Origin of the sequence: Bradyrhizobium sp. i1.15.2, assembly GCF_040548425.1 — a bacterium.
Classification (GTDB): Bacteria; Pseudomonadota; Alphaproteobacteria; order Rhizobiales; family Xanthobacteraceae; genus Bradyrhizobium; species Bradyrhizobium canariense.
Genome location: NZ_JBEPRQ010000005.1, coordinates 270,171 through 293,450 on the forward strand (window position 1 = coordinate 270,171; position 23,280 = coordinate 293,450).

General features: G+C 63.8%; 17 protein-coding genes. 11 read left to right on the top strand and 6 right to left on the bottom strand.

Annotated elements, in window-relative coordinates:
* Nucleotides 1-2: 2 nt before the first annotated feature.
* Together ABIB80_RS12855 and ABIB80_RS12860 are read right to left on the bottom strand one after the other, a co-directional pair.
* Nucleotides 3-1,082, bottom strand: a complete 1,080-nt coding sequence (locus ABIB80_RS12855; protein ID WP_354127572.1) for a maleylacetate reductase — start codon at nt 1,080-1,082, stop codon at nt 3-5.
* Nucleotides 1,079-1,402 carry a Dabb family protein gene (locus ABIB80_RS12860; protein ID WP_007593067.1) on the bottom strand — a complete coding sequence of 108 codons (324 nt, stop codon included), beginning with the start codon at nt 1,400-1,402 and terminating at the stop codon, nt 1,079-1,081. The genes ABIB80_RS12855 and ABIB80_RS12860 overlap by 4 nt, the downstream gene beginning before the upstream one ends.
* A 108-nt stretch (nt 1,403-1,510) precedes the next feature.
* Between ABIB80_RS12860 and ABIB80_RS12865 the strand changes: the two genes are divergently transcribed.
* The 6 genes from ABIB80_RS12865 to mdlC all read left to right on the top strand — a co-directional run bounded on the left by ABIB80_RS12865 (nt 1,511) and on the right by mdlC (nt 9,234).
* Nucleotides 1,511-2,434, top strand: coding sequence for a LysR family transcriptional regulator (locus ABIB80_RS12865; RefSeq protein WP_354127573.1), 924 nt, complete (start codon nt 1,511-1,513; stop codon nt 2,432-2,434).
* Nucleotides 2,435-2,477: 43 nt separating this feature from the next.
* A complete protein-coding gene (locus ABIB80_RS12870; protein ID WP_219681073.1) occupies nt 2,478-2,945 on the top strand; it encodes a MarR family winged helix-turn-helix transcriptional regulator in 468 nt (155 codons plus the stop codon).
* A gap of 46 nt (nt 2,946-2,991) precedes the next feature.
* Nucleotides 2,992-4,701, top strand: a complete 1,710-nt coding sequence (locus ABIB80_RS12875; protein ID WP_354127574.1) for an FAD-dependent oxidoreductase — start codon at nt 2,992-2,994, stop codon at nt 4,699-4,701.
* 88 nt (nt 4,702-4,789) lie between these two features.
* Entirely contained in the window at nt 4,790-6,109 is a 1,320-nt protein-coding gene (locus ABIB80_RS12880; protein ID WP_354127575.1) for an MFS transporter, read from the top strand.
* Between the two features lie 33 nt (nt 6,110-6,142).
* Nucleotides 6,143-7,591 (top strand): aldehyde dehydrogenase, encoded by a 1,449-nt coding sequence (locus tag ABIB80_RS12885; protein ID WP_354127576.1) that lies wholly within the window; start codon nt 6,143-6,145, stop codon nt 7,589-7,591.
* Between the two features lie 35 nt (nt 7,592-7,626).
* A complete protein-coding gene (gene mdlC, locus ABIB80_RS12890; protein ID WP_354127577.1) occupies nt 7,627-9,234 on the top strand; it encodes a benzoylformate decarboxylase in 1,608 nt (535 codons plus the stop codon).
* Here mdlC and ABIB80_RS12895 read toward each other — a convergent pair.
* Together ABIB80_RS12895 and ABIB80_RS12900 are read right to left on the bottom strand one after the other, a co-directional pair.
* Nucleotides 9,231-10,763, bottom strand: a complete 1,533-nt coding sequence (locus ABIB80_RS12895; protein WP_354127578.1) for a glucosamine inositolphosphorylceramide transferase family protein — start codon at nt 10,761-10,763, stop codon at nt 9,231-9,233. The genes mdlC and ABIB80_RS12895 overlap by 4 nt on opposite strands.
* A 46-nt stretch (nt 10,764-10,809) precedes the next feature.
* On the bottom strand, nt 10,810-11,985 hold the full coding sequence (locus ABIB80_RS12900) for a glycosyltransferase family 4 protein (RefSeq protein WP_007593057.1): 1,176 nt from the start codon (nt 11,983-11,985) through the stop codon (nt 10,810-10,812).
* A 282-nt stretch (nt 11,986-12,267) separates the two neighbouring features.
* Between ABIB80_RS12900 and ABIB80_RS12905 the strand changes: the two genes are divergently transcribed.
* Nucleotides 12,268-14,361 carry a GumC family protein gene (locus tag ABIB80_RS12905; RefSeq protein WP_354127579.1) on the top strand — a complete coding sequence of 698 codons (2,094 nt, stop codon included), beginning with the start codon at nt 12,268-12,270 and terminating at the stop codon, nt 14,359-14,361.
* 58 nt (nt 14,362-14,419) lie between these two features.
* On the opposite strand, the gene ABIB80_RS12910 is transcribed toward ABIB80_RS12905, so the two are convergent.
* A complete protein-coding gene (locus ABIB80_RS12910; protein WP_354127580.1) occupies nt 14,420-15,766 on the bottom strand; it encodes a lipopolysaccharide biosynthesis protein in 1,347 nt (448 codons plus the stop codon).
* 432 nt (nt 15,767-16,198) lie between these two features.
* On the opposite strand from ABIB80_RS12910, the gene ABIB80_RS12915 reads away from it, so the two are divergent.
* Nucleotides 16,199-17,422 carry an FAD-dependent oxidoreductase gene (locus tag ABIB80_RS12915; protein ID WP_354127581.1) on the top strand — a complete coding sequence of 408 codons (1,224 nt, stop codon included), beginning with the start codon at nt 16,199-16,201 and terminating at the stop codon, nt 17,420-17,422.
* A gap of 29 nt (nt 17,423-17,451) precedes the next feature.
* Here the strand turns inward: ABIB80_RS12915 and ABIB80_RS12920 are convergent, their stop codons facing one another.
* Nucleotides 17,452-18,588 carry a GNAT family N-acetyltransferase gene (locus ABIB80_RS12920; RefSeq protein WP_354127582.1) on the bottom strand — a complete coding sequence of 379 codons (1,137 nt, stop codon included), beginning with the start codon at nt 18,586-18,588 and terminating at the stop codon, nt 17,452-17,454.
* Nucleotides 18,589-18,813: 225 nt separating this feature from the next.
* On the opposite strand from ABIB80_RS12920, the gene ABIB80_RS12925 reads away from it, so the two are divergent.
* The 3 genes from ABIB80_RS12925 to ABIB80_RS12935 all read left to right on the top strand — a co-directional run bounded on the left by ABIB80_RS12925 (nt 18,814) and on the right by ABIB80_RS12935 (nt 23,249).
* Complete coding sequence (locus tag ABIB80_RS12925; RefSeq protein ID WP_354127583.1) at nt 18,814-20,124, top strand: O-antigen ligase family protein; 1,311 nt, start codon at nt 18,814-18,816, stop codon at nt 20,122-20,124.
* Nucleotides 20,121-21,146 carry a glycoside hydrolase family 5 protein gene (locus tag ABIB80_RS12930; protein ID WP_219681089.1) on the top strand — a complete coding sequence of 342 codons (1,026 nt, stop codon included), beginning with the start codon at nt 20,121-20,123 and terminating at the stop codon, nt 21,144-21,146. Before ABIB80_RS12925 ends, ABIB80_RS12930 begins: the two co-directional genes overlap by 4 nt.
* Nucleotides 21,147-22,100: 954 nt before the next feature.
* Complete coding sequence (locus ABIB80_RS12935) at nt 22,101-23,249, top strand: ABC transporter substrate-binding protein (RefSeq protein ID WP_354127622.1); 1,149 nt, start codon at nt 22,101-22,103, stop codon at nt 23,247-23,249.
* Nucleotides 23,250-23,280 lie beyond the last annotated feature (31 nt).

A 23,280-nucleotide genomic window follows, 5' to 3' on the forward strand; every position in this document is an offset into this window, starting at 1 on the left:
AATCAAACTGCCGCTTTGATGGCGCCGGGCGGCTCACCGGCCCAGGCGCGCGCGATCAGGTCACGAATGGCGTCGCGTTCGAGCGGGCGCGGGTTCCAGTAGGCGTTGGTGACCGCGAGATCCGCGGCTTTGTCGATGCCGCCTTCGGGCATGCCGATGTCGCGCAATGCGATCTTCGCACCCAGCCGCTTTGCGAGCTCGAAAAGTCCTTGCGATGCATCGGCGGCGCCGATTGCGCGTGAGATCCGCGCCATCGCATCGGGCACGGCCGGCGCGTTGTAGGCCAGCGCATGCGGCAGCACGATGGTGTGGGTCTCGGCATGCGGCAGGTCGAAGGTGCCGCCGAGCGTGTGGCAGAGCTTGTGGTGCAGCGCCATGCCGACGGTGCCGAGGCAGACGCCGCACAGCCAGGCGCCATAGAGCGCTTCCGTGCGGGCCTCGCGATCGTCGCTTTTCGTGGCAATCGCGGGCAGGGCTCGGGCGAGCGCGCGGATGCCTTCCTCCGCCATCAGCGACGTCACCGGATTGGCATCGCGCGCATAGAGCGCCTCCACCGCATGCGCAATCGCGTTGATGCCTGATGTCGCGGCCAGGCTCGCCGGCAGAGTCAAAGTGAGATCGACATCATAGATCACCGTCTCGGGCAGGATGGCGGCATCGCGCACCGTGGTCTTCAGGCCGTTCTCGGTCTGGCCGACGATCGGCGTCATCTCCGAGCCGGCATAGGTGGTGGGAATGCAAAGCTGGTTGATTCCGGTGCGCAAGGCCAGCGCCTTGCCGAGCCCGGTCGTGGATCCGCCGCCGAGCGAGACGACGCAGTCGGCATCGCACGCCTTCATCGCCGCAAGCGCCCGCTCCGTGACCTCGACCGGCGTGTGCATCGTCGCGCCGGGAAAGATGCCGGCGTAGAGCGGACCGAGCGCCGCGCCCAGCTTTTTGCCTTGCGCCTCCTGCTGCGGCGTCGTCAGTACCAGCGCGCGCTTGCCGCCGAGCCGCTCGACCTCGGCCTTGGCGCCAGCCAGCGTTCCGCTGCCGAACACGACGCGGCAGGGCAGGTTTTCAAAGGTGAACGAACCGATCATGTGCCGGTCTCTTTGATGGGATAATCGACCTGGAAGCGTCCGATCCGCAAGTCGCCCAGCGCCTCGCGCACGCGCAAATGTTCCGGGTGGGTGGCATAGGCCGCGAGCGCAGCGTGGTCGGTGAATTCGGAGAACAGCACGACGTCGCAGGCGTAGTCGACATCGCTCACGTCGAGACCGACTTCGATATGGGTGAGGCCGTCGATCCGGCCGCGCAGCCCCTCGAACAGGGTCTTGACCTTGACCCGGGCGGCGGAACGCTCCGCTGGCGTCTCCCCGCGCAGCCGCCACATCACGATGTGCCTGATCGGGCCCGACATTTCCCTGTTTCCTCGCCTGCTATCTTGCTTGTGTTTGGCCCATTTTGGCTTGCGGGATACGGAAATAAAGGTCAATAATCGCAAGTCTCTTTTCCTGTTTGCGAAAAAATGGACCGCCTGCTGCAATTGGAAGTGTTCGCCAAGACGGCCGAGCTCGGCAGCCTGTCCAAAGCTGCCGAAGCGCTGCGCATGTCGAATGCGGCCGCGAGCCGCCATCTCAGCGCGCTCGAGGAGCGCCTTGCGGTCCGGCTGATCGAACGCAACACTCGTCGGCTGTGGTTGACGGAGGCGGGGCAGGAGTTGTTGGAGCGCTCGAGCCGGGTTTTGAGCGAACTGGCGGAGGCCGAGGACATCGTCAGCGATCGCGCGCTGTCGCCGCAGGGCACGCTGCGGGTCACGAGCTCGCTGTCCTTTGCGGTGATCTATCTGGCGCCGATGCTGCCGGCCTTCCGCGCGCGCTATCCGAAGCTCAACATGCAGATCACCACCGCCAACCGGTATTCCGATTTCATCGAGGCCGGCATCGACGTGGCGATCAGGACGCGCGAGCAGGAGCCGGATTCGAACATCATCGTCCGCCGCATCGGCCAGATGCGGCGTGTGCTCGCGGCTGCGCCCTCATATCTCGCAAGCTGCGGCGAGCCGGAACAGCCCGTCGATCTCGCGCGCCATAACATGCTGGTCTACAATCTCGCCAACGATCCCTATTCGCTGCGCCTGCGCAAAGGCAATGGCGCGCAGACTGTCCGCGTCACGCCGACGCTCGACAGCAATGACGGCCAAGTCATCCGCGGCGCCGCGCTGGCGGGGCTCGGCATCCTCATCCAGCCGCTGTACATCGTGCAAAGCGATATCGCGGCGGGCCGCCTCGTCCCGGTTCTGATGGACTGGGAGCTGCCGTTGCTGACGATGAACATCGCCTACCAGAACCGTGCCGGATTGCCCGCCAAGATCAGGGTCTTTTCCGACTTCCTGGTCAGCCACATCCGCGAGCATTCGCAGCCGGGGATCTGGATCGACGCGGCGAAGTGAGCGACATTTTCGAATTCAGGCGGCTTTGCAGAAGGCACATCCATTGAAAGCCAGGACATCCGGCACCGCATGGCGGCATGCCAACATCGGTCGGCTGCTCAACAACGCAGTGCGGCGCTTCGAAGGTCGTGTGCTCGAACTGATGAGCGAGAAGGGGCATGGCGAAACGCGGATCGCGCATGTCGGCCTCACACGCAATCTCGACGTGGAGGGGACCAGACTGACGGAGCTCGCCCGCCGCGCCTCCATGAGCAAGCAGGCGATGGGCGAGCTGGTCGATCAATGCGCCGATCTCGGCCTGGTCGATCGCATCGCCGATCCCACCGATCGGCGCGCGCGCATCGTCATGTTCACGCCGGCCGGGCGCAAATGGCTCGATGCGTTCCGCGACGCGGTCGACGTCGCCGAGCAGGAAATGCGCGCCGAGCTCGGCAAGGCCACGATGGATGCGATCGTGAAGGGGCTGGCGGTCTATGGCGCGACGTTCGACACGCTCGACGACATCAGATAGTCAGGCTACTTGACGATATCGTCAGGCGACCTTACCATGCAGAATAATGCTGGTAGGGAGAAGCGTCTTGGAAACATGTCTGAAGGCCTCGGTGCTCATCGTGGGCGGGGGGCCCTGCGGCCTGATGCTCGCCAACGAGCTCGGCCGGCGCGGCGTGTCCGCGATCCTGGTCGATGAAAAGCCGGGCACGGCATTCAATCCGCAAGCCAATGCGACGCAGGCGCGCTCGATGGAGCACTATCGGCGGCTGGGTTTTGCCGACGAGATCCGACGCGAAGGACTGCCTGCGGATTATCCGACCGACGTTGCATATTTCACGCGCTACACCCGATACGAGCTGGCCCGATTTCAATTGCCGTCATCGTCACGCGCGGGCGAGCTCGTCAAGGCCATGTCGGGCTCCTGGAGCGCGGCCGAGCTGCCGCATCGGGTCTCGCAAAAATATGTCGAGGCGGTGCTGCGCCGCCATGCCGAACGGCTTCCCGGAATACGGCTCAGCTACGGTCATCGTCTGATCAGCTACGTCGAGAGCGATGACGGCGTCGTCGCCCAGATCGAACGTCTCGATGACAACAGCCGCTTTGAGGTCCGGGCCGACTTCCTGGTCGGGGCCGACGGGCCGCGCTCCATGGTCCGGCAGTCGCTCGGCATTGTCTACGGCGGCGAAACCGGAACGCAGCGCGATTTCATGGGCGGCCGCATGCTGGCGGTCTATCTCCGTTCGCCAGGCTTCTACGCGAGCATCCCGCACGCCAAGGCGTGGATGTACAATTGCTTCAACGGCGACCGCCGCGCCTTCATGGCATCGGTGAACGGTCGCGACGAGTTTGCGTTTCACACGCAGCTTCGGCCCGATGAGAACGAAAATGCGATCACGATCGACGAAGCCAAAGCGGCGTTCCAGCGCGCCTGCGGCGCGCCGATTGACTGCGAAGTGTTGTCGTTCCTGACCTGGACCGCCGGCCACGCGCTGGTTGCGAATGGAATGCAGCGGGGCAGGGTGTTCCTGGGCGGCGACGCGGCACATCTGTTCACACCGACCGGAGGCCTTGGCTACAACACGGCGATCGAGGATGCGGTCAATCTCGGCTGGAAGCTCGCAAGCGTCGTCAGGGGTGTGAGCCCGGCGGGGCTGCTCGACAGCTATGAGGTCGAGCGGCGTCCGGTGGCGCTGCGCAACACCGATTATGCGCGTCGCTTTGCCGACTCGCTCGGTCTGTTCGCTCCCGCGCCTGAGATCGAGGACGCCACCGAGGCCGGCGACGAGGCGCGGCGGATCGCTGGCGTCTATCTCGAACAGCACGCCCGCGCCGAATTCAACATCCCCGGCATAACCTTCGGCGGGCGTTACGACGGCTCGCCGATCATCGTCTCCGATGGTAGCCAGCCGCCGCCGGACGCCGCGAACGTCTACGTTCCGAGCGCCTGTCCCGGCGGGCGCGCCCCGCATGCGTGGTTGGACGACGGCGTCTCCTTGTACGATCTGTTCGGGTTCGAGTGGACGCTGCTCCAGTTCGGCGAGGTCATGTCCGCGCATGCGTCATTCGCCGAGACCATCCGCGCGATCGAGGTTCATGTGAAACTCGTCACGCTGCCGAAATCGCTGCGGGATCTCTACGACGCCGATCTCGCCTTGATACGCCCCGACCAGATCGTGGCCTGGCGCGGCAGCGCGTCACAGGCTGGCAGGATTGGGCGCGTCCTTGCCCGCGCACTCGGACACAATGCGAGCGACAGCGCACGGCTGGCAAGCTGATCGACTCTCGCCGTCGCATCCGATCAGCGGCGGCGCGGCCAATAACAACAAGACAACAAAACGACAAATGACATCGGAGGAGGAAGCCGTGACGATAAGAGCATTGGAGGACTACGACGTTGCGACCGTCGCCACTGCCGAGCAGACGGCGAGCAGCCGCCGGCGTATCCTGATCGCCGGCACCATCGGCACCGCGATCGAATGGTACGACTTCTTCATCTACGGCCTGATCGCGCCGCGGGTATTCGATCAGCTGTTCTTTCCGAAGTTCGACCAGCTCACGGCGACCATTGCGGTGTTCGCGACGTTTGCTGTCGGATTTTTGGCGCGTCCGCTCGGCGGACTGGTGTTCGGTCATTTCGGCGACCGCCTCGGCCGAAAGTCCGTCTTGCTGTGTACGCTGCTCATGATGGGACTTGCGACCATGTCGATCGGATTGTTGCCGACCTACGCCAGTGCAGGCGTGGCCGCGACCGTCGCGCTTGTGGCGTTGCGCTTCGTCCAGGGGTTTGCACTCGGCGGCGAGTCGACCGCGGCGATCCTCATGGCGATCGAGACGGCGCCCGGGCACCGGCGCGGCTTCTCGGCTGCGGTGATCCAGGCCGCAGGACCCGTCGGCGTCGTGCTCGCCTCGTTCGCGGCGCTCACGATCTCGCGGCTGCCGGAAGCGGATCTGCTGTCGTGGGGCTGGCGCGTCCCGTTCCTGATCAGCGCGGTGCTGGTCGCGCTCGGCGTCTACATGCGCCTGCGCATCGAGGAGAGCGCGACGTTCCGAAAGGCGAAGGTGACCGAAGCGGCGCCTGTGGTCGAGGCACTGCGGGAGCATTGGCGGCCGATCCTTATCGTGTTCTTCGCCGAAATGGCGCAGACATCCTATTTCTATTTGACAGCCATCTTCACCATCTCCTTCGCGACCCGTCAGCTCGGCGTCCAGAAGGACGTCATCACGCAGGCCGTGCTGTTCGCCAATCTCGTCGGGCTTGTTGCGATGCCGCTCATCGGCGCATGGTCCGACCGTATCGGACGGAAGCGTCTGTTCCTGACCGGAATCGTGCTCGCAGCCATCTCGATGTTTGCATTCTACGGTGTAGTCGCGAGCCGTGACACGATGTTGGTGACGGGCGCGGTGATCCTCGCCGCGGGGGTGATCCATCCGCTGATGTTCGGCAGCGAAGGGAGCTATTTCCCGGAACTGTTTCCGACCCGCATTCGCTTCACGGGCGTGTCGATCGGAAAGCAGCTCGGGACGGTGCTGGGCGGCGGCATCGCGCCGCTGGTCGCCACCAGCCTGTTTGCGCAGACGGGCTCCACCTACGCGATCACGGGATACTACGTCGCGCTCGCGCTCGCAGCGATGATCGCGCTCGGCTTCGCGCATGAAACCGGCAAGTCGCGGCTGCTCGGCTGAGCAGGCGCCATCACCAACATCAGGGAGGTTTTCATGGACGTCAGTCTTCTCATCAACGGGCAGGACCAGGCCGCTTCCGGCGGCAAAGTGTTCGAGCGCCGCAATCCGCTGTCGCAAGAGGTCGCAAGCCGCGCGGCCGCCGCGACCGCTTCCGATGCCGACGCTGCGGTGGCGGCGGCCTCCGCCGCGTTTGCCGCATGGTCGGCGTTCGGCCCGAACGCGAGGCGCGCTCTGTTGCTGAAGGCCGCAGATGCGCTCGAGGCCAAGCGCGACGCCTTCATCCGGATCATGATGGCCGAGATCGGCACGACGGAGATCTGGTCGGCCTTCAACGTCAAGCTCGCGACCGGCATGCTGCGCGAAGCGGCGTCGCTCACCACGCAGATCGCCGGCGAGGTGATCCCGTCGGACAAGCCTGGATGTCTCGCGATGTCCGTCCGCCAGCCGGCCGGCGTGTGCCTCGGCATTGCGCCGTGGAACGCGCCGATCATTCTCGGCGTTCGCGCCGTGGCGACGGCGCTTGCCTGCGGCAATACGGTCGTGCTCAAGGCGTCGGAGATTTGCCCGGGAACGCACCGACTGATCGGCGAGGTCTTCAAGGACTCAGGCTTTCCGCCCGGTGTCGTAAATGTTCTGACCAACGCACCGGCCGATGCGCCTGCTCTGGTCGAGCGCCTGATCGCCAATCCGGCCGTGCGGCGGATCAACTTCACCGGCTCAACCCGGGTCGGCCGCGTCATCGCCGAACTCGCCGGGCGGCACCTCAAGCCGGTGCTGCTCGAGCTTGGCGGTAAGGCGCCTCTGGTCGTGCTTGACGATGCCGACCTCGATGCCGCCGTCGCCGCCGTGGCCTTCGGCGCCTTCATCAACCAGGGCCAGGTCTGCATGTCTACTGAGCGCGTAATCGTGGACGAGGCCGTCGCCGATCAGTTCGTCGCGAAGCTTGCCAAGAAGGCAGGCGCGCTTCCGGCCGGCGACCCGCGCTCCGGTCCGGTCGTGGTCGGCTCGATGATCGACGAGGCGCCGGCCAAGCAGGTCGTGGCACTGATCGACGACGCGATCGCGAAAGGCGCCGTCAAGCTCGCGGGGGGCGACCGGGTTGGCACGGTCGTCCCAGCCACCGTGCTCGACCGCGTGGTGCCGGGCATGCGCATCTACACCGAGGAGAGCTTTGGTCCCGTCGTCTCGGTGGTACGCGCGCGTGGCGTGGACGATGCCGTTCGGCTCGCCAACGATACCGAGTACGGCCTCTCGGCCGCCGTGTTCGGCCGCGACGTCGCGCGTGCGTTGACGGTGGCGCAGCGGATCGAAAGCGGTATCTGCCACGTCAACGGCCCGACCGTGCATGACGAGGCGCAGATGCCGTTCGGCGGCGTCAAGGGATCGGGCTACGGCCGCTTCGGCGGCCAGGCCGGGATCGCCGAGTTCACCGATCTGCGCTGGATCACCATCGAGACCCAGCCGCAGCACTATCCTTTCTGATCGCGCAGCAAGCGAAGCCACCAGGACGTCCATTCATGAATTCGAAAATTCTCACGGTTCGGGAAGCGACCCTCGGTGTGCTTCGCTCCTTTGGCGTCGATCGCGTTTTCGGCAATCCGGGCTCGACCGAGCTTGCGTTCCTCGGCGACTGGCCCGACGACATCGACTACGTGCTCGGTCTGCAGGAAGCCTGCGTCGTCGGCATGGCGGATGGCTATGCGCAGGCGACGGGACGTCCGGCTTTCGTCAATTTGCACTCGGCGGCCGGACTCGGTCATGCCCTCGGCAATCTCTTCACCGCGTTCCGCAACAAGACGCCGATGGTCGTGACAGCCGGGCAGCAGGCGCGCAGCCTGTTGCGGATGCGACCCTATCTCTTCGCCGAGGACGCCGCACAGTTTCCAAAGCCCTATGTGAAATGGAGCGCCGAACCGGCGCGGGCCGAAGATGTTCCAGCGGCGATCGCGCAGGCCTTCCTCACCGCCATGCAGCATCCGCGCGGTCCGACATTCGTGTCGGTCCCGTCGGATGATTGGGCGCGGCCCGCAATCGCACCGCCGGTCCGCCACATCGCGACGGAGTTTGCGCCCGATCCGGCGGCGATCGTTCGGCTCGGCGCGGCGATCCGGGCCGCCAAAAAACCTATCTTCGTTGTCGGACCCGAGATCGATCGCAGCGGCTGCGTCGACGCGATGGTCGCTGTGGCCGAGCAGGCGAGCGCGGCCGTTTGGGCAAGCCCGATGTCGAGCCGTTCGAGCTTTCCGGAATTGCATCGGCTGTTTGCCGGCTTCCTTCCGGCAGCACCAGGAGGGCTCGCCCGCGCCCTGCGCGGCGCCGATTTGATCGTCGTGGTCGGCGCGCCGGTGTTTACTTTCCATGTCGAAGGACAATGCGAATTGCTCGACGACGGAACGCTGGTCTGGCAGATCACGGATGATCCGACGGAAGCCGCAACCGCTTCTGTCGGCGACACCATCATCAGCACGCTCCCGAAGGCGCTGGCTGGGCTGCTGTCGGCGATGCCTGACATCGCGGAGCGCGAAGTGCCGGCCGCGCGGATGCGGCCTGCCGCTCCTGCCGCGCAAAATCCGATTCCGCCGGGCTATGCGCTCGCCCGGCTCTCGGCGTTGATGCCGGGCGATGCGATCGTGGTCGAGGAAGCGCCGTCGCATCGTCCCGCCATTCAACAATTCCTGCCGCGGCCGGGTGCGGACAGCTTCTATACGATGGCGAGCGGCGGACTTGGTTACAGCCTGCCGGCCTCCGTCGGCGTGGCGCTGGCGCGGCCCGGTCGCCGCATCGTCGCCCTGATCGGTGACGGATCGGCGATGTATTGCATCCAGGCGATCTGGACCGCGGTGCAACGCCGCTTGCCGATCACCTTCGTGATCATGAACAATTCAGGCTATGGCGCGATGCGCGCCTTCAGCCAGCTGATGCAGGCGCATCGCCCGCCCGGGATCGACCTGCCCGGGCTCGACTTCGTGGCGCTCGCAAGGGGAATGGGTTGTCCCGGGCGGCGCGTGACCGATGCCGGTGACGTCGATCCTATCTTGACCGAAGCGTTGGCATCGATTGGTCCCGCGCTGGTCGATATCGCCGTCGACGGCGCGACGACGGACTTGTTCAGCCACCCCCGCTAGCTGGCGGTGGAGGCACTGGTCCGCGGCGACAAAACGCCCGATGGCAATTTGCTCGTGAAGGCGCTGGTCTTGGGTTGGACACGCGATCCGTCGATCACCTCGAGCCGGCCGCAGCGGTTCAAGGTGTGCAACTTCCTGCCGGGCCATGCCGGTCCGGGCCGCAGAGAGTGGCGGACAATCTGCTTGAACGTCGTCGGCGACAGTTCGACGATTTCCGCCAGGGCGAGCGCTGCGCCGTATCCGCCGGCACAATCCTGGACCGGCCGCCACAATTTGCCATTGATGGTGACGAAATTCCCCGCAGGCCGCGTGCTCGCGCGGTCGATGAGGACGGGGTTGCTGGCATGCGGCAACCACGGGCCCATGAGGTGCTCGGCGTAATAGATCGCCAGCGAATCCGAATAGCCGCCGGTGCCGTCGCGCCAGGCTCCGAACAGATAGTTCAGGCCGTTGTGCCGCGTGATCGTCACATCGGCGAGTTCAAGTCCCGAAAGCAGCGTCTCGTGCCGCTCCCATTTGTCTGGAAACCGAACGCATTTGTAAATGGCGACGTCCCCATTGGTCGAGCTCTCCGGGATCATCCACAATGCGCCATCGTCCTCGATCAGGAAGGGATAGGAGAGGTGCCAGGGCTCGTCCAGTACGGGCACGACCGCTCGGACCGGGCCCGTATCGTCGAACTCGATCGCGGAAATGATTCCTTTCCCAACCCGGTGATCGAGATCTTCAAAGAAGACGAATGTTCTTCCCTGCCATGTGATGGGGAAAGGATCGGCGTAGAAGTGATTTCCGGGGTCGGAAAGGACATTCCAGCGGGGCCCTGACAGATCTCCGGTCTGCCAGACGCCGGCACCATCATTGAAGCGCCACCCGACATGCCAATGCGGGGCATAGCAGCAGAGGCGATAGATCTCCTTGGCGATCGATGTCGCTAGGCCGCGCGCGACGTACGCCGCCGGCAGGCCGTTACCAATTCGGGCCGGTCGCGCCAGCTGCGGCAGGATGCGCGGCCGTCCCGACAGGATGGCCGCCACCATGGTCAGGGTTCGCGCCATGACCGTTTCTAGTCCGCCGCTCAGACCGGCCGCGATTTCGGCAGAGGGGTGGCCGCGATCGAGGACTGCACCGTCGACCTCGTCGACGATTTCGATCACCGGCAGATCGCCGGCGAGAATGGCGGCAAGGGCTGCGTTTTCGCCTGCGGCTCCATTGAACAGCGGACGGAGATACTGCCGGGCGGAGCAGTTCGGATCCCGCGCGGCACCGGTGAAATCGACGATCACGTCTGCCGTGCCGGCGCGAGCCTGCATCCATTCGCGACTGATCTTCAGCCTGTCGGCGCCGCTGTGCTTGCCCTTGTGCAACACCAGACGTTCGAGCTCGAACAGCATGTCGAGACCCGTCGGCCGCGGCTCCGCCGTTGCCGTCCATGCAATCTGGACCGGTACATCTCGGTCATCGATCGGCAGCGTCTCGCGGCCCATCCATCGCCGCGCATGCTCAATTTCACAGCGAAACTCGATGATCATGTCGAGCCGATCCGTTTCCGAGTCGATCCGTTTAAATGCGCCCCGATCAAATGACCTGGCCGAGAATTCGAACGTATTCCTCCACCATGGCGTCCACTGAATAGCGCAGCTTCAGGCCTTTGGCGTTTTGTCGCAGTTCGTCGCTCAGTTTTTGGTCCGTCAGGAGCCTGGAGACGGCGGCCGACAGCTTGGTATGATCGGAGGCATCGACGAACAGCGCTGTCGGTTTTCCTTCGACGGACAACACCTCGCGCAAGACCGGGAGATCGGTGACGACCGAGGGAACGCCGGCGTTTGCGGCCTCCACAGCGGCCAAGCCAAAGGTCTCCGCCTGCGTCGGAAATACGAATACGTCGAGAGCGGCGAGAAACTCCGCCATCTGGCGCGGGGTGATTTCGCCGAGCAGATGCAGCCTGTCCGAGACTCTCAACTCATCCGCCAACTGCCGCAGCCGGGCCTCGTCGGCTCCCTGGCCGGCCAGCGCGAGGTGCCAGGATGGTTGATCCGGCAACAGACGTATCGCCGCGTCGAGCCGCTTGTGCGGGTGCAATCTTGCTGCGCAGCCGAGCAGGGTGCGATCCGGCGGCAGATTGAACTTCTGTCGCGCAGCTTGCTTCGTCAGGGTGAGCGCCTTGTCGTCGAAGCCGTGCGGGACATGCACCATGCGCGCGCGATAAGCCTTGGGGTAGCGCGAATACTCGCGTTGCATGTCCAGCGAGTTGAGCGTGATGCGGTCGAAGAAGCCGAGGCTGCCCATGGCGATGTCGGCCATACGGACCGGCCAGCTCATCGACAGCGCGGATGAAACCTGATTGGCGATGACAGGCGCGCGGCAGATGAGGCGCGCCACGCCGGCGCCGATGACATTGCCGAAGTGCTGAAACGTCAGAACGGCGTCGGGCCTGGTGGCCCTGATATGGCCGCCGAGCGTCCACAGCATTTGCAGCAGCGCCAGCGGATTTCCCGGCCGGCTCGACGCGCAATAGATCGTGTCGGGGGGCTCATCGAACGAATCCGACTTGCGGAAGAAGAACAGATTGGTGACCCGATAGCCGCGGGCGGTCAGCCTGGCGCCAAGCAGGCGCGAGATCTCCTGCGCGCCCGCGTTCTCGGCCTGGGTCTGTACGAGAAGCACGTGCGGCTTTCGTCCGCCACCGTTGGGCGGCGGGAGTGCTGTCGCAGTCGTCTCGCCCAACGCCTTGTTTGGCTGGTAATGGAGCACGGATCCCGACCCACTAGAGAAACGAATTTTTCACATTCTTAACCCCGTGCTTACCATGGAGGCCTCGCGCGGACACCGACTAGCAATAAACGGAGTTAATGCGCGCCCTGTCGCAAGGGCATCGTTCGCGAGGGAATTCCGCTGGTTCCCGACGAAATGAAGCGCGCGCGTTAACCAATTGGTCACGGCCGCGCCAGGCGCGGGTAACCGCGGATTAACCATAGATATTTACGTTGGAGCAGGCACTGAACAGTGTTCGCCAGTTGAATCCGAGTAAAATCCATGACGTTCGGTCGCCGCGCAGACCCGACAAGTTCCGGATCGACCGCTGCCGCCGCGTCGTGGCAGACGCGACATGCGTCAAACGGCGAGTCGCGCGAATCCGCCGCGCGCTTGGGCGGTGCGCTCACGGCCGCGGGTGCGCTCTCTTTCATGCGGAACAACGCTCGCCGCATCCTGACGCTTGCTCTGGCGATTTTTTCCCTTGGCGTCATCGTTCTCTTGGTGATCCCGGTGCGATTTGCGGCGACCGCGCTGGTGGTGGTCGATCCACGCGAGCAACGCGTGACCTCGGAGCAGGACGTTCTGCCGGGCATCGGGCAGGATAGCGCTGCGCTGCAAAGCCTGGTCGAAGTGGCGAAGTCCGACGGCTTTCTCAAGCCGCTGATCGAGCAGCTCAAGATTCGGGACGACGAGGACATTTCCGGGGGACATACCGACCCCGCGCGCCTGCTCGAGAGATTCCGCAACCGCCTCGACATTTCCCGGCGCGGGCTGACCTATGTCATCGCCATCCGCTTCACGTCGAACCGGCCGGAGCGGGCCGCTTACTACGCCAATGCCATCGCCGAGGCGTTCGTCGCCAGCCAGGGCCGCAGCCGCACCGATGCGACCGACGAGGCCGCCGACTGGCTCAGTGGCCGGCTCAAATCATTGAGCGAACGGTTGAAGGCGTCAGAGGACGCCGTGGCCACGTTCAAGCTCGAGCACAGGATCGTCAACGCGGGCAAGGATTCCACCACCCAGCAATTGCGGGTCACCGAACTGTCGCAGCAGGTTGCCGCTGCGCGCGCCCGGACCGAAGAGGCGAAGGCCCGCTACGAGCAGGCACAGCGCGACGTGAAGGCGAATGTCGACAGTCCCGTCAAGCAGGATCTGCTGAGCGCCCTGCGCGCGCAGCGGTCGGCGCTCAATGACCAGATTGCGCAGAAGCGGGCGGTGTTCGGCGATCGCCATCCCGACCTCGTCATGTCGTACAGCCAGTTGACCGATCTCAACAGGCAGATCGAGGTTGAGCGGACGAAGGGCATCGACACCGCAAAATCGGAATACGAGGCCCAGCGCGAACAGCAGAAGGCGCTGGAAGGCCAGATGAAGGCGGCGGAATCGCAGCTTCTGGTCGATGGTCAGGCACTGGTCCGGCTCCAGGAGCTGCAGCGCGACGCCGAGGCCAACAGAAACATCTACGAGCAGTTCCTCTCGCGCTCCAAGACGACGAACGAGCAGCGCCTCTTGCAGAGCTCCCAGACCAAGATTGCGTCGTCCGCCATTCCGCCGCTGCGCTCGACCCTTCCACCGCTGTCCTTGCTGCTCGCCGCTCTCGCGATCGGTTCGCTGCTGACATCGACGGCGGTCGTTGCCGCCACGGGACGCGGATCGGACAAATCCGCTCCCGATATCCGCGACCCCGAACCGGCTCCGCGCCAGCCCGCGACGTGGTCGCGTCCGCCCATTTGGGCCCGCATTCCCGACTTGGCGCCAGGCGAAGCCCCCAGAAACATCTGGCAAGCTCCGGTGTCCGCGACGACCGAACTCGATCTCGGTCTCCACCTGCGTCCGCTGCTGGAGCGGCTGGAGAAGGTGCCGGGACCTCGTGGCAAGGTCGTCCTCGTGATGTCGGTCGGGAAGCGCGCCGGCGGCAACACCGTCGCGCGGTCGCTGAATCGATGGGCAGTGAACACGGGCAGGCTGAGCGTGTTGATCCGGGTCGAGCCGGACCTCGGCGGTGCCGGAGCTGGCCTCGCCAAGGGCCAGGCCGACGGCATGACCACCGCAGATTTCCGCAGCGTCGATGAGCTCCTGAACGCCAGCAAGAAGCCCCAGCCACAGCCCGCGGACGATATTCGTTCGGAGTTCGATCTGATTGTCGTCCACGCCACCTCCCTGGCCTTGCAGCCGGAGGCGGCGGCGCTGGCTGCTCACGCCGATCTTGTCATGCTGGTCGCGCGCGAAGACGCAGTCGACTCGGCCGCAATGCGCAGGGCGATCGCTGCGCTCTCCCGGTTTGCCGGCGTGCCGACGGGCATCGTCGTCAATCGTGTGCCGGCCGGCCCGTCGGCGTCGCGTCGCGGCGAAGTGTTGGGGCTGGCTGGTTGACGCCACCGGCAACGGATTGCCGAGCCGAGCCGTGCCATTGCCTCGGCTGACCAGAGGTCTATTCGCCGGAGTCCGCGCCACGGACCGCGTAGGCGCTGGGCTTCGATGCCGAGAAGCGCAAAAGCCCCAAAATCGAAGGATCGACCCCGGTTCGCCGGCGACAGAGGATGTTGAGAGCGATGGTCGCCAGCGCCAGCGACACAGTGGCCGAGATCGCTGCGCCAAGAACGCCGAGCCAGGGAATGAGGACGAGAAATCCGACCAGCCGCAGCGCTACGTTCCCGGCGATCACGGGGACATACTCGCGCTCATAGCCGGTCAGCTGCAAGATTGCCGCAGAAGGACCGCCCGCCGCCTGGAACGCTGTTCCGATCGCGAGCACGATCAGGACCCAGTGCTGCGCAGCAAAATGCGGCCCGAACAGGTTGAGCAGATGGGGACCTCCAACCCAGATCAGGAGAAGTCCGCTAACCACGCACACCGCGGTTACTTCCGCCATGAGCCGCAACGTTCGCTCGAATTCCTGATGGTTCTTGCTGAAGTACAGCGAGGGGAGCCGACGTGCGCCAAAACTGTACAGTGCGGCCGACAGCATGGCGAAGATGTTGGCCAGCCGCGAAGCGGCAAAGTAAATTCCGGCGGTCGCCGGGTCCAGCATCCAATAGACCAGAATGACGTCGAAATACTGGTTCGCGGCTTCGAGGATGGATGCGACCCAGAAATGAAGCGCGCTCGATCTCCAGCGCGACGTCTCGGACCCCACCGCCGTGCCGCGGAAATCCGGCAGGGTTCGCGCAATCGCGATGATCTGTGCAATCAGTCCGACCGACATGGCAATCGTCATCACGGCGATCAATTCGGCGGGATCGAGCTGGCGATGGCCGAACACGATCGCGAGCAGGAACAGCACGACGCTGACGCGCCAGAAGAACTCCCTGTTTCCTTCTCCCATGAGAATGCTGACCAGCGAGCGTGCGATCTGGCTGCCAAGCATCAGTCCCGCATTCACGGCCGTGTAGGCCGACACCGCGAGAACCAGCAGCCACGAGGCGCCTTTGATGTTCGCGCCGATCGCCATTGTGCCGATCGCGATCAGCATCGCGACGGAGGAAATTTTGAGGCTCGATAGCAGCACGCCTTTGGTGAGATCGGGCTGATTTCCCACCCGATACTCGTTCAGAAATCGCACCAGCAGCGATTCCTGGCCCACCAGTCCGACGACCGCTGCCATCTGGGCGACCGAAAGCCAGGTCGCAAAGATACCAAACCCATCGGGCGACATCGTTCGTGCCGCAAGCGAGAACAACGCGAACGCAAGCGCGCCGCTACCAACCTTGAGAAGGATGGTTCCGGCAACGCCGCGCGTCACGTCGCGCCGCATGAATTGGACGATGGATTCGATCATGGAGATTTAAGGGGCAACTTCCCCTGAAGGGACATTTCCGATTACCTGCAAAAGCCTAGCATGCCGAAAAACCGCGAGTGTTAATGGACGGCCTCCATGATCCTGCCGACCGCGGCGACGTCGCGGCCATTCCTGTTGCTTCACTATGGAACATCGCCGACCCCATTGTCCCAGATAGAGCAAAGTGCGGCCTGATCGCGTGGCGGCATAGCGCCGCATCGACGGCCAATGAGGCGAGATGAGCCGCTGGAATGCGGACCGGCTCGCCGGGAATGCCTACCCCGAGCAAGGCGCGTGCCGGATCTCGTCGGGCCGGGCCGGTCTCCGCTGCATTAACCGAGATATCGAGAAATGATCGCGTTTGGTCCTGCGATGCGACATCAGGCGAGAGAATTGCACGGGCAATCATCGTTGACCGTGGGAGCCTGGACCATGACGGCGGATAGCAACGCGCCCGAGCCGATTGCCGCAGCCGGCCCTTCGACGATCGTCGCCGACATTGTGATCGTAGGCGGCGGCCTCGCGGGCTCGCTCGCGGCGGCCGTGCTCGCGCGGTCAGGGCATCGTGTCGCGCTCGTCGACAAGCGCGCGGTCTATCCGGACGAGTTCCGGGTCGAGAAAATTGGCGGCCATCAGCTGGAGATGTTGCGCAAGCTGGGCTTCCTCGACGCGCTCAACAGCGTCGCCTGCCGATATGATCAGGTGCTCAATATCAGGGAAGGCAAGGTGGTCGATATCAGCGTCGGCCGGGCTTACGGACTAGCCTATGCCGATCTCGTCGCCATGGCGCGCAGTCAACTGCCTGATCCGTGCAGCCTGATCGTCGACGAGGTCACTGCCGTCAACTGTAGCGACGATATCCAGCATATCGAGCTCGCGTCCGGGAGACGCATGACAGCGCGCCTCGTCGTGTTGGCCACGGGCATGGCGGGCGTTCTCGGTTACAAGCTCGGTATCAAGCGGCGGGTGCTGGCCGAGCGTCATTCGGTCACGTTCGGATTCACGACCGCGCGCCGAGACGATGCGCCGTTCGATTTCGAGGCGCTGACCTGTTACGGCGAGCGCACGGCGGACGGCATCGATTATCTCAGCCTGTTTCCCGTGCGTGCCGGCATGCGGGCAAATCTCTTCATGTTCCGCGACGCGGCCGATCCGATCATGCGCGAGCTGCGCCGCGAACCGGAAGCGACGGTGTTGCGCCTGCTGCCGGGTTTGCGGCCTTACCTCGGCGATTTCCACGTGATCGACCGGGTGCAGAATTGGGTGATGGACCTGTCCGTCGTGGAAGGACATCTCCAGCCCGGCGTCGTGCTCATCGGCGATGCGTTCCAGACCAATTGCCCTGCCGCCGGCACCGGCGTTGCCCGCCTGCTGGTCGATGTCGACCGCCTCTGCACCGAATATGCGCCGCGTTGGCTCGTGACCGAAGGCATGAGCCAGGACAAGATTTCGGAATTCTATTCCGATGTCGACAAGGTCGCGGCGGACCAGCAGTCGCTGAAGATGGCGCACTTCCGGCAGGCGCTGACGTCCCGCAACGATATCGGCTGGGACGTGCGACGGCGCCTGCACTTCCTGCGACGCAGGATCACCCACCGGGTCGATCAAATGCGGCCGGGCTGGCTCGCGCATGTTCGAGGCGCGCTACGCGCCTGAGAGCCGCACTCATCGGGGCCTCGCGCCGGTCAGCGCGTGGGCGTTGAGGTCCGGGTCGGCAGGAGCCGGAACTCCGACATTCGCTTGGCGGCCAGTTTGAGCCAGGGCGCCTGCTTCAGTGCGAACAAGGAAATGGCGCCCACGGTGCTGCCGGCCTGCGTGACCACCCACATCGGCGCGGGCTGCGCGCCGAACTGCTTCTTGTAGGGCTCGTCACCGATGGTGAAATCGAGCATCTGATCCCCGCGCTCAATGCAGTCCTTCGCGACTTGCTCGAACATCAGCGCGCCCAGGGACTGGCTCTTGTATCCGGCAATGTCGAAGGCGCTCATGATAACGAGGAAGCTGCCTCGATGGCAGAGCCCGAGCACGGCGGCAATCACCTCGCCATCCATCTTCATGGCATAGAGCCGGACAAAGGAGCCGAGGCCGCGCTGCGCCATCTCGGAATAGAAGCCGTAATATTCGGGGCGCTGGAGCAGATCTCCGTCGCCTTGCGCCTGAAAGCGCGGACCGCGGAATTTTCGCATTACGTCCAGCGCCTCGATCACGGAGGCGCTGTCGCCGCAGCATGAAAAGCTTAGATCGCCCTTCTTCTGGAGCTGCCGGGATTTCTTTGCGAGTTCCTTCTGATAGGAACGGTCCATCGCGCTGGCGCGCCATTGCTCGAACGGCGCGACGAGAACGGTCGCGTAGGCGTTGGAGTCCATCGCGGCGCGGCGGGGCGTAGCCAGGAGGTTCTCGATCGGAAGCCGTCCATCCGGGAGCTTGGTCATTCGGAGCAGATCGAACGGGCGGACAAGGTACCTGATTTCTGCGCACGCGCCCTCGTCCTTGAGTAGCTCGGAAAAGACCTGCGGACTGCACACCGGAGCCAGATAGTCGGAGACGCGAAGGTCGGCGAATTCGACGGTCCGTATCGGGCCGCGCCGGATCCGCAGCAAGGGCAGCACCATCGCAAGGGCGCCCGTCGCGCGGTGGCGGACCACGACAACCAGAGGCGTTGCGCCTGCATGAGACGCGAGCCTGGTGTAGAGGGTGTCCAGCCAGAGCGGATGCTGGAACGCGGTGGCGGCCGAGTTCTCGAACAGCTCTGCGTAATCAGGTGACAGGAAGTCGAATCCCTGCTCGATGGCGATGTCGAATTTGCTGCTAGGTCTGTTCATGATAACCAGGGAAGCCGGATAGCTCGGGACTGTCGATCGAACCGGACCTGCGCTTTATAGCAGGGTCGTTACAGGCGAGACACCGGGGCGTGTGATTTGCACTAATGCTTCAAGCAGGGCTCGTATCGTTACCAAACCGTTAATTTCTCGCAACGGCGCCGCCTCGCGGCGTGGAGATCGACCTGCGCTAGCGAATTATTAACCGCGCTTAAGGAAGGTCATCTCATGGCCAGCCTGCAGACCGAGGTGGATTCCGGGGCACCCGGGCGCGCGATCTGGACGACGCGCAGCGTTGGCGTCGAGAGGATAGCCAGGATCGCGATCAGCTGTTCGATCACCATCAACGTGGTCGCATCGATGGGCATCTTCAACGCTGCGCTAGTGCCGGCGGAACTGAGCTTTCTGCAACAGGCCATAGCCCTTCTGATGTGGGCTATCCTGATCTACGCAAGTGCATTCGTGCAGCCGCGCCTGCGGTTGCAGGTCAATCCCGATCTGGTGGCGCTGGTCGCATTCTATGCCTTCGCTATTCTCTCGGTGTTCTGGTCCAGCCTGAGCGTCGCGGCGATCATGAAGAGCGCGGCGCTTGCGATGACGACGTTCGGCGCATTTTGCCTCGTCACGCGCGTCGACGTGGACGACATCGTGAGAGCCACGGCCCTTGGGCTCTTCATATTGGTCGCCGCGTCGGCTGTCTGTGCGTTGGCCGTGCCCGACATCGGGATCGACCACAGCTGGATGCACAACGGTCAATGGCAGGGCGTCTACGAATCCAAGCAGACGCTCGGCTTCGTCGGCGCGTATCTGATGTTCTTGGCCTGCTATCAAAAGATGACGGGGCAGGGGTGGCTGGCCTTCCTCGCCGTGTTCCTGTTGGCGTCGACATGTGTGCTCGCGTCGGAATCGCGCGGCGCCGGCGCTGTCGCCCTGGCCGCCTGCGCCATGCTCGTGACCTCGATGTGGTCGGTCGGCTGCATGAGGCTCTATGCGCTCCTGCCGTCGGTCATGTGCGTTCTGGCCGGCCTCCTGATCCTGTATTTCTACGTGACGGGATACGACGCGATCCATATCGGCGATGCCAGTATCGATTTCACCGAACGAACCTTCATCTGGCATTACGCGATAAGCCATTTCAACGATGCGCCGCTGCTCGGCTTCGGCATCAACGGCTTCTGGACCATCCCGTCGATCTACGATTATTTCGAACAGAATCACGGCTGGGTGCTCGACAATTATCACAGCGGCTACATTGCGATCCTGATGGAAACCGGCTTCCTGGGGTACATGCTATTTGTTGCGAGCGTCCTCCTGTTTTCGCACAAGATCCTTCATCTGATTTCCGCTCGCACGATCGACCGATCGCATTGTGCCCTCATCATCGGATTTGTCGTCCTCAGCTTTCAGACCAATTTTACGGAGACGACGTTCCTTCGCTCGACGATGTTCACATCGGTGCTCCTGGTGGGATTTTTCTTCGCGACGTGCAGGCCGGTGCGACCGACGGAATTCCAGGCTCTAGGAATGGAAGCGGTATGACCGCCACGCGCGCTCGCTGGTCGAGAAGCTTCAATCTCGCGGTAGCGGCGTTCTTCCTTGCATCGCTGTTCTCCCACGCCCACGGGGCCGAGCAGACCGCCGCCCGTGACATGCCAAAACTGGGTCGCGGTATCAACATTCTCGGCTACGATGGTATCTGGGAAGGCGGCCAAAACGCGCCATTTCGCCTGGACAATCTGACCGCCATCAAGAAAGCCGGGTTCGCGCATGTCAGGATCAATTTCTTCGGCTTCAAGTTCATGGGGCCGGGGAATGTCATGGACGAAATCGTCCTGAGGCGGCTCGACGCCGTCATCGAGGAGGTTCTCGCGAGGAAGCTCGTTCCCATCGTCGACGAGCACGATACTCATCTTTGCCAGCGCGACGTTTCCGAATGCGCCGAGAAGCTCAAGGCGTTCTGGCGGCAGATCGCCGAGCGCTATGCCGGAAAATATCCGGCACTCGTCTTCGAGGTGTTGAACGAGCCTGGTGGGGAAATGACGTCCGCCGGCTGGAATTCGCTCCTCAATGAATGTCTCGGCATTATCCGTCGCACCAATCCCGAACGGCCGGTCATCGCCGCCGTTCTCAACACCGACGAGATCCCTGTCGACGCGCTGGCTCTGCCGCCAGAGGACAGGCATCTCATCGTCACGTTTCATTATTACGCGCCGATACGGTTCACCCATCAGGGCGCGCCGTGGTCTCCGACGTTTTCGCGGATCGGGCCCCTGGACTGGGGCAGCCCGGAGGATGAAGCGAAGGCTGCCGCGGACTTCAGGAAGATGAGCCTCTGGGCGGAGAAAGAGCAGCGCCCGGTTTATGTCGGCGAGTTCGGAGTGTACGAGCGTGCGCCATCCGACAGCCGGCAGCGATATTTGTCATTCGTGGCGAGAAGCGCCGATAGGCTCGGCTGGTCATGGGCCTACTGGCAGTTCGATCACGACTTTGCCGCCTTCGACAGCGCGCGTCAGGCCTGGAAGCCAGGTATCCTGCGTGCGCTGATGCCGCCGATGCGTTGAAGTCGGGTCCCAAGCCCGCTCATGTCGCGGAAGGAGTGTCGGGCCTTGTCCCGTCGGGCAAAACACCCGCCACCGCGTCAACCCCTCTCCGCAAAAAGATTCCACTTTACCGAAATTCGGTTTTGGCGTATGTGTCGCTCATCCCGGCTCATCCTTGAGGGGCGATCTTGTGGTCGTCACGTTCGCGAGCCGGGCTTGCGGTGGACGCGGCAGCGTTCGGGTGCGAGTGGCCAAGGGCAGGGCGGATTGCTCTCCGTGAGCCCAAGGCTTCGTTCCGACGAGCGGCGCTGCTAGGCTTCGTCTCGTCTGTAAGTTTCCGGCTCTGTCGACAGGGCTGGAAAAACTGCGGCGAAATGGCGAACCGTGCGTACGGCAAAACCGTGTGGTCCTGGCCGTCGTTGCTACGGTCAAGCCCTGGCGAATGCGGCATCTGCGTCAACCGGCGCGGTGCCGGTGAATTTCGCGAAGGCGAGGGAGGCCAAAGAGAACTCGGCTCCCGGGAGAGCACGGCATAAGCCGTCCAACCATCGCGCAGGGAAGGCCGAGTGATTGGCTACACCTGTATGCTGCTGTGCGGTTTTCCTGCGTGTGCTTTTCGCGCAGCGGACCGCGGGTGCCAGCCGGCACCCGGCCTTCCCTGCGCCCTCTTGGATTTGAGGGTGGAGTGACCAGGCAAACCTCGGGCGAATTTCGCCGCGAGAACGCGGCGGTGCGTCCGCCAACCCCAATATTCCGGTTCGGGCACCGATGACTTGTCCCTAACGCTAGGGACAGACACGTTGCTGCGATCCGCTTAGCATGGCCCACCCGGTTGCTCGGGACCGCAGGAGGAAACGCGTATGTCGGACGACATGCCTCTTGAGCGGCGACGGTGTCGTGGGGAGCACTGCAAGCTCGAGCCGGGGCGCCGACGCAGCCGGCGGAATCGTCAAAGCGGACAGGGAGGAACAGGACATGAAGATCGGTTTCGCGCGAGCCTCGCTTCTTGTGGCATGCGTCCTCTATGGAAATGCGGCTCACGCGGACATCAAAATTGGAATTGTGATTTCGGCAAGTGGCTCGGGATCCGCACTGGGACAACCGCAGCTCAAGACGGTTGCAGCTCTTCCGAAAGAGATCGGTGGAGAGAAGGTGACCTATATCGTTCTGGACGACGAGTCGGATTCGACCAAAGGGGTCCAGAACGCACGCCGGCTGGTGATCCAGGACAAGGTCGATGTGCTGGTCGGCTCCTCTCTGACGCCGGTGACCATGCCGATGCTGGATGTCGCGCTCGAATCGAAGACGCCGCTGCTGTCGCTCGCTGCCGCTACCGCCATCGTTCAACCGATGGATGAGAAGCGCGCCTGGGCTTTCAAGGTCGTTCCCAATGACGACCTCATGGCGGCCGCCATCCTCAAGCATATCGCGAATTCAGGCGTGAAGACGCTCGGCTATATCGGTGTTTCGGATGGCTACGGCGAGGGCTACTACAAGGAGGTGAGCCGCCTCGCGCCCGCGCTGGGGCTGACCGTAACCACACACGAAGTCTATGCGCGAGCCGACACCAGCGTCACCGGTCAGGCGCTGAAGGTGATGTCGACCAATCCGGATGCCGTCTTCATCGCGTCCGCGGGAACTCCGGCGGTCTTGCCGCAGCAGGCGCTCCGCGAGCGCGGATACGCCGGGAAGATATTTCAGACTCACGGCGTGGCCAGTGAGGAATTCATCAAGCTTGGTGGCGCGAACGTCGAAGGTGCCGTATTCGCGGGCGAGGCCTTTACCATTGCCGCCGACCTCCCCACGGGAGATCCGTTTCGTCGCTCGACGGAGGAGTTCGTGACCGCGTATGAAGCGGCAAACGGGCAAAAGCCCAACATGTTCGCTGCTCACCTCTGGGATGTCGTCGCGCTGATCGGAAAAGCTTCGCCGGATGCGCTGAAGACGGCAAAGCCTGGCACAATCGAATTTCGCGCGGCCCTGCGGGACGCACTCGAGCGAGGGCAGAACATCTATCTCAACAATGGGCTGTCGAACATGAGCAAGGCCGATCACAACGGCTATGATGAGCGCTCGGCCTTCCTGATCAAGGTCGAAGGCGGGAAGTTCCGCCTGGCAAAGTAGCGGCGCGCCAATGCACGATCTCGCCTGCTCC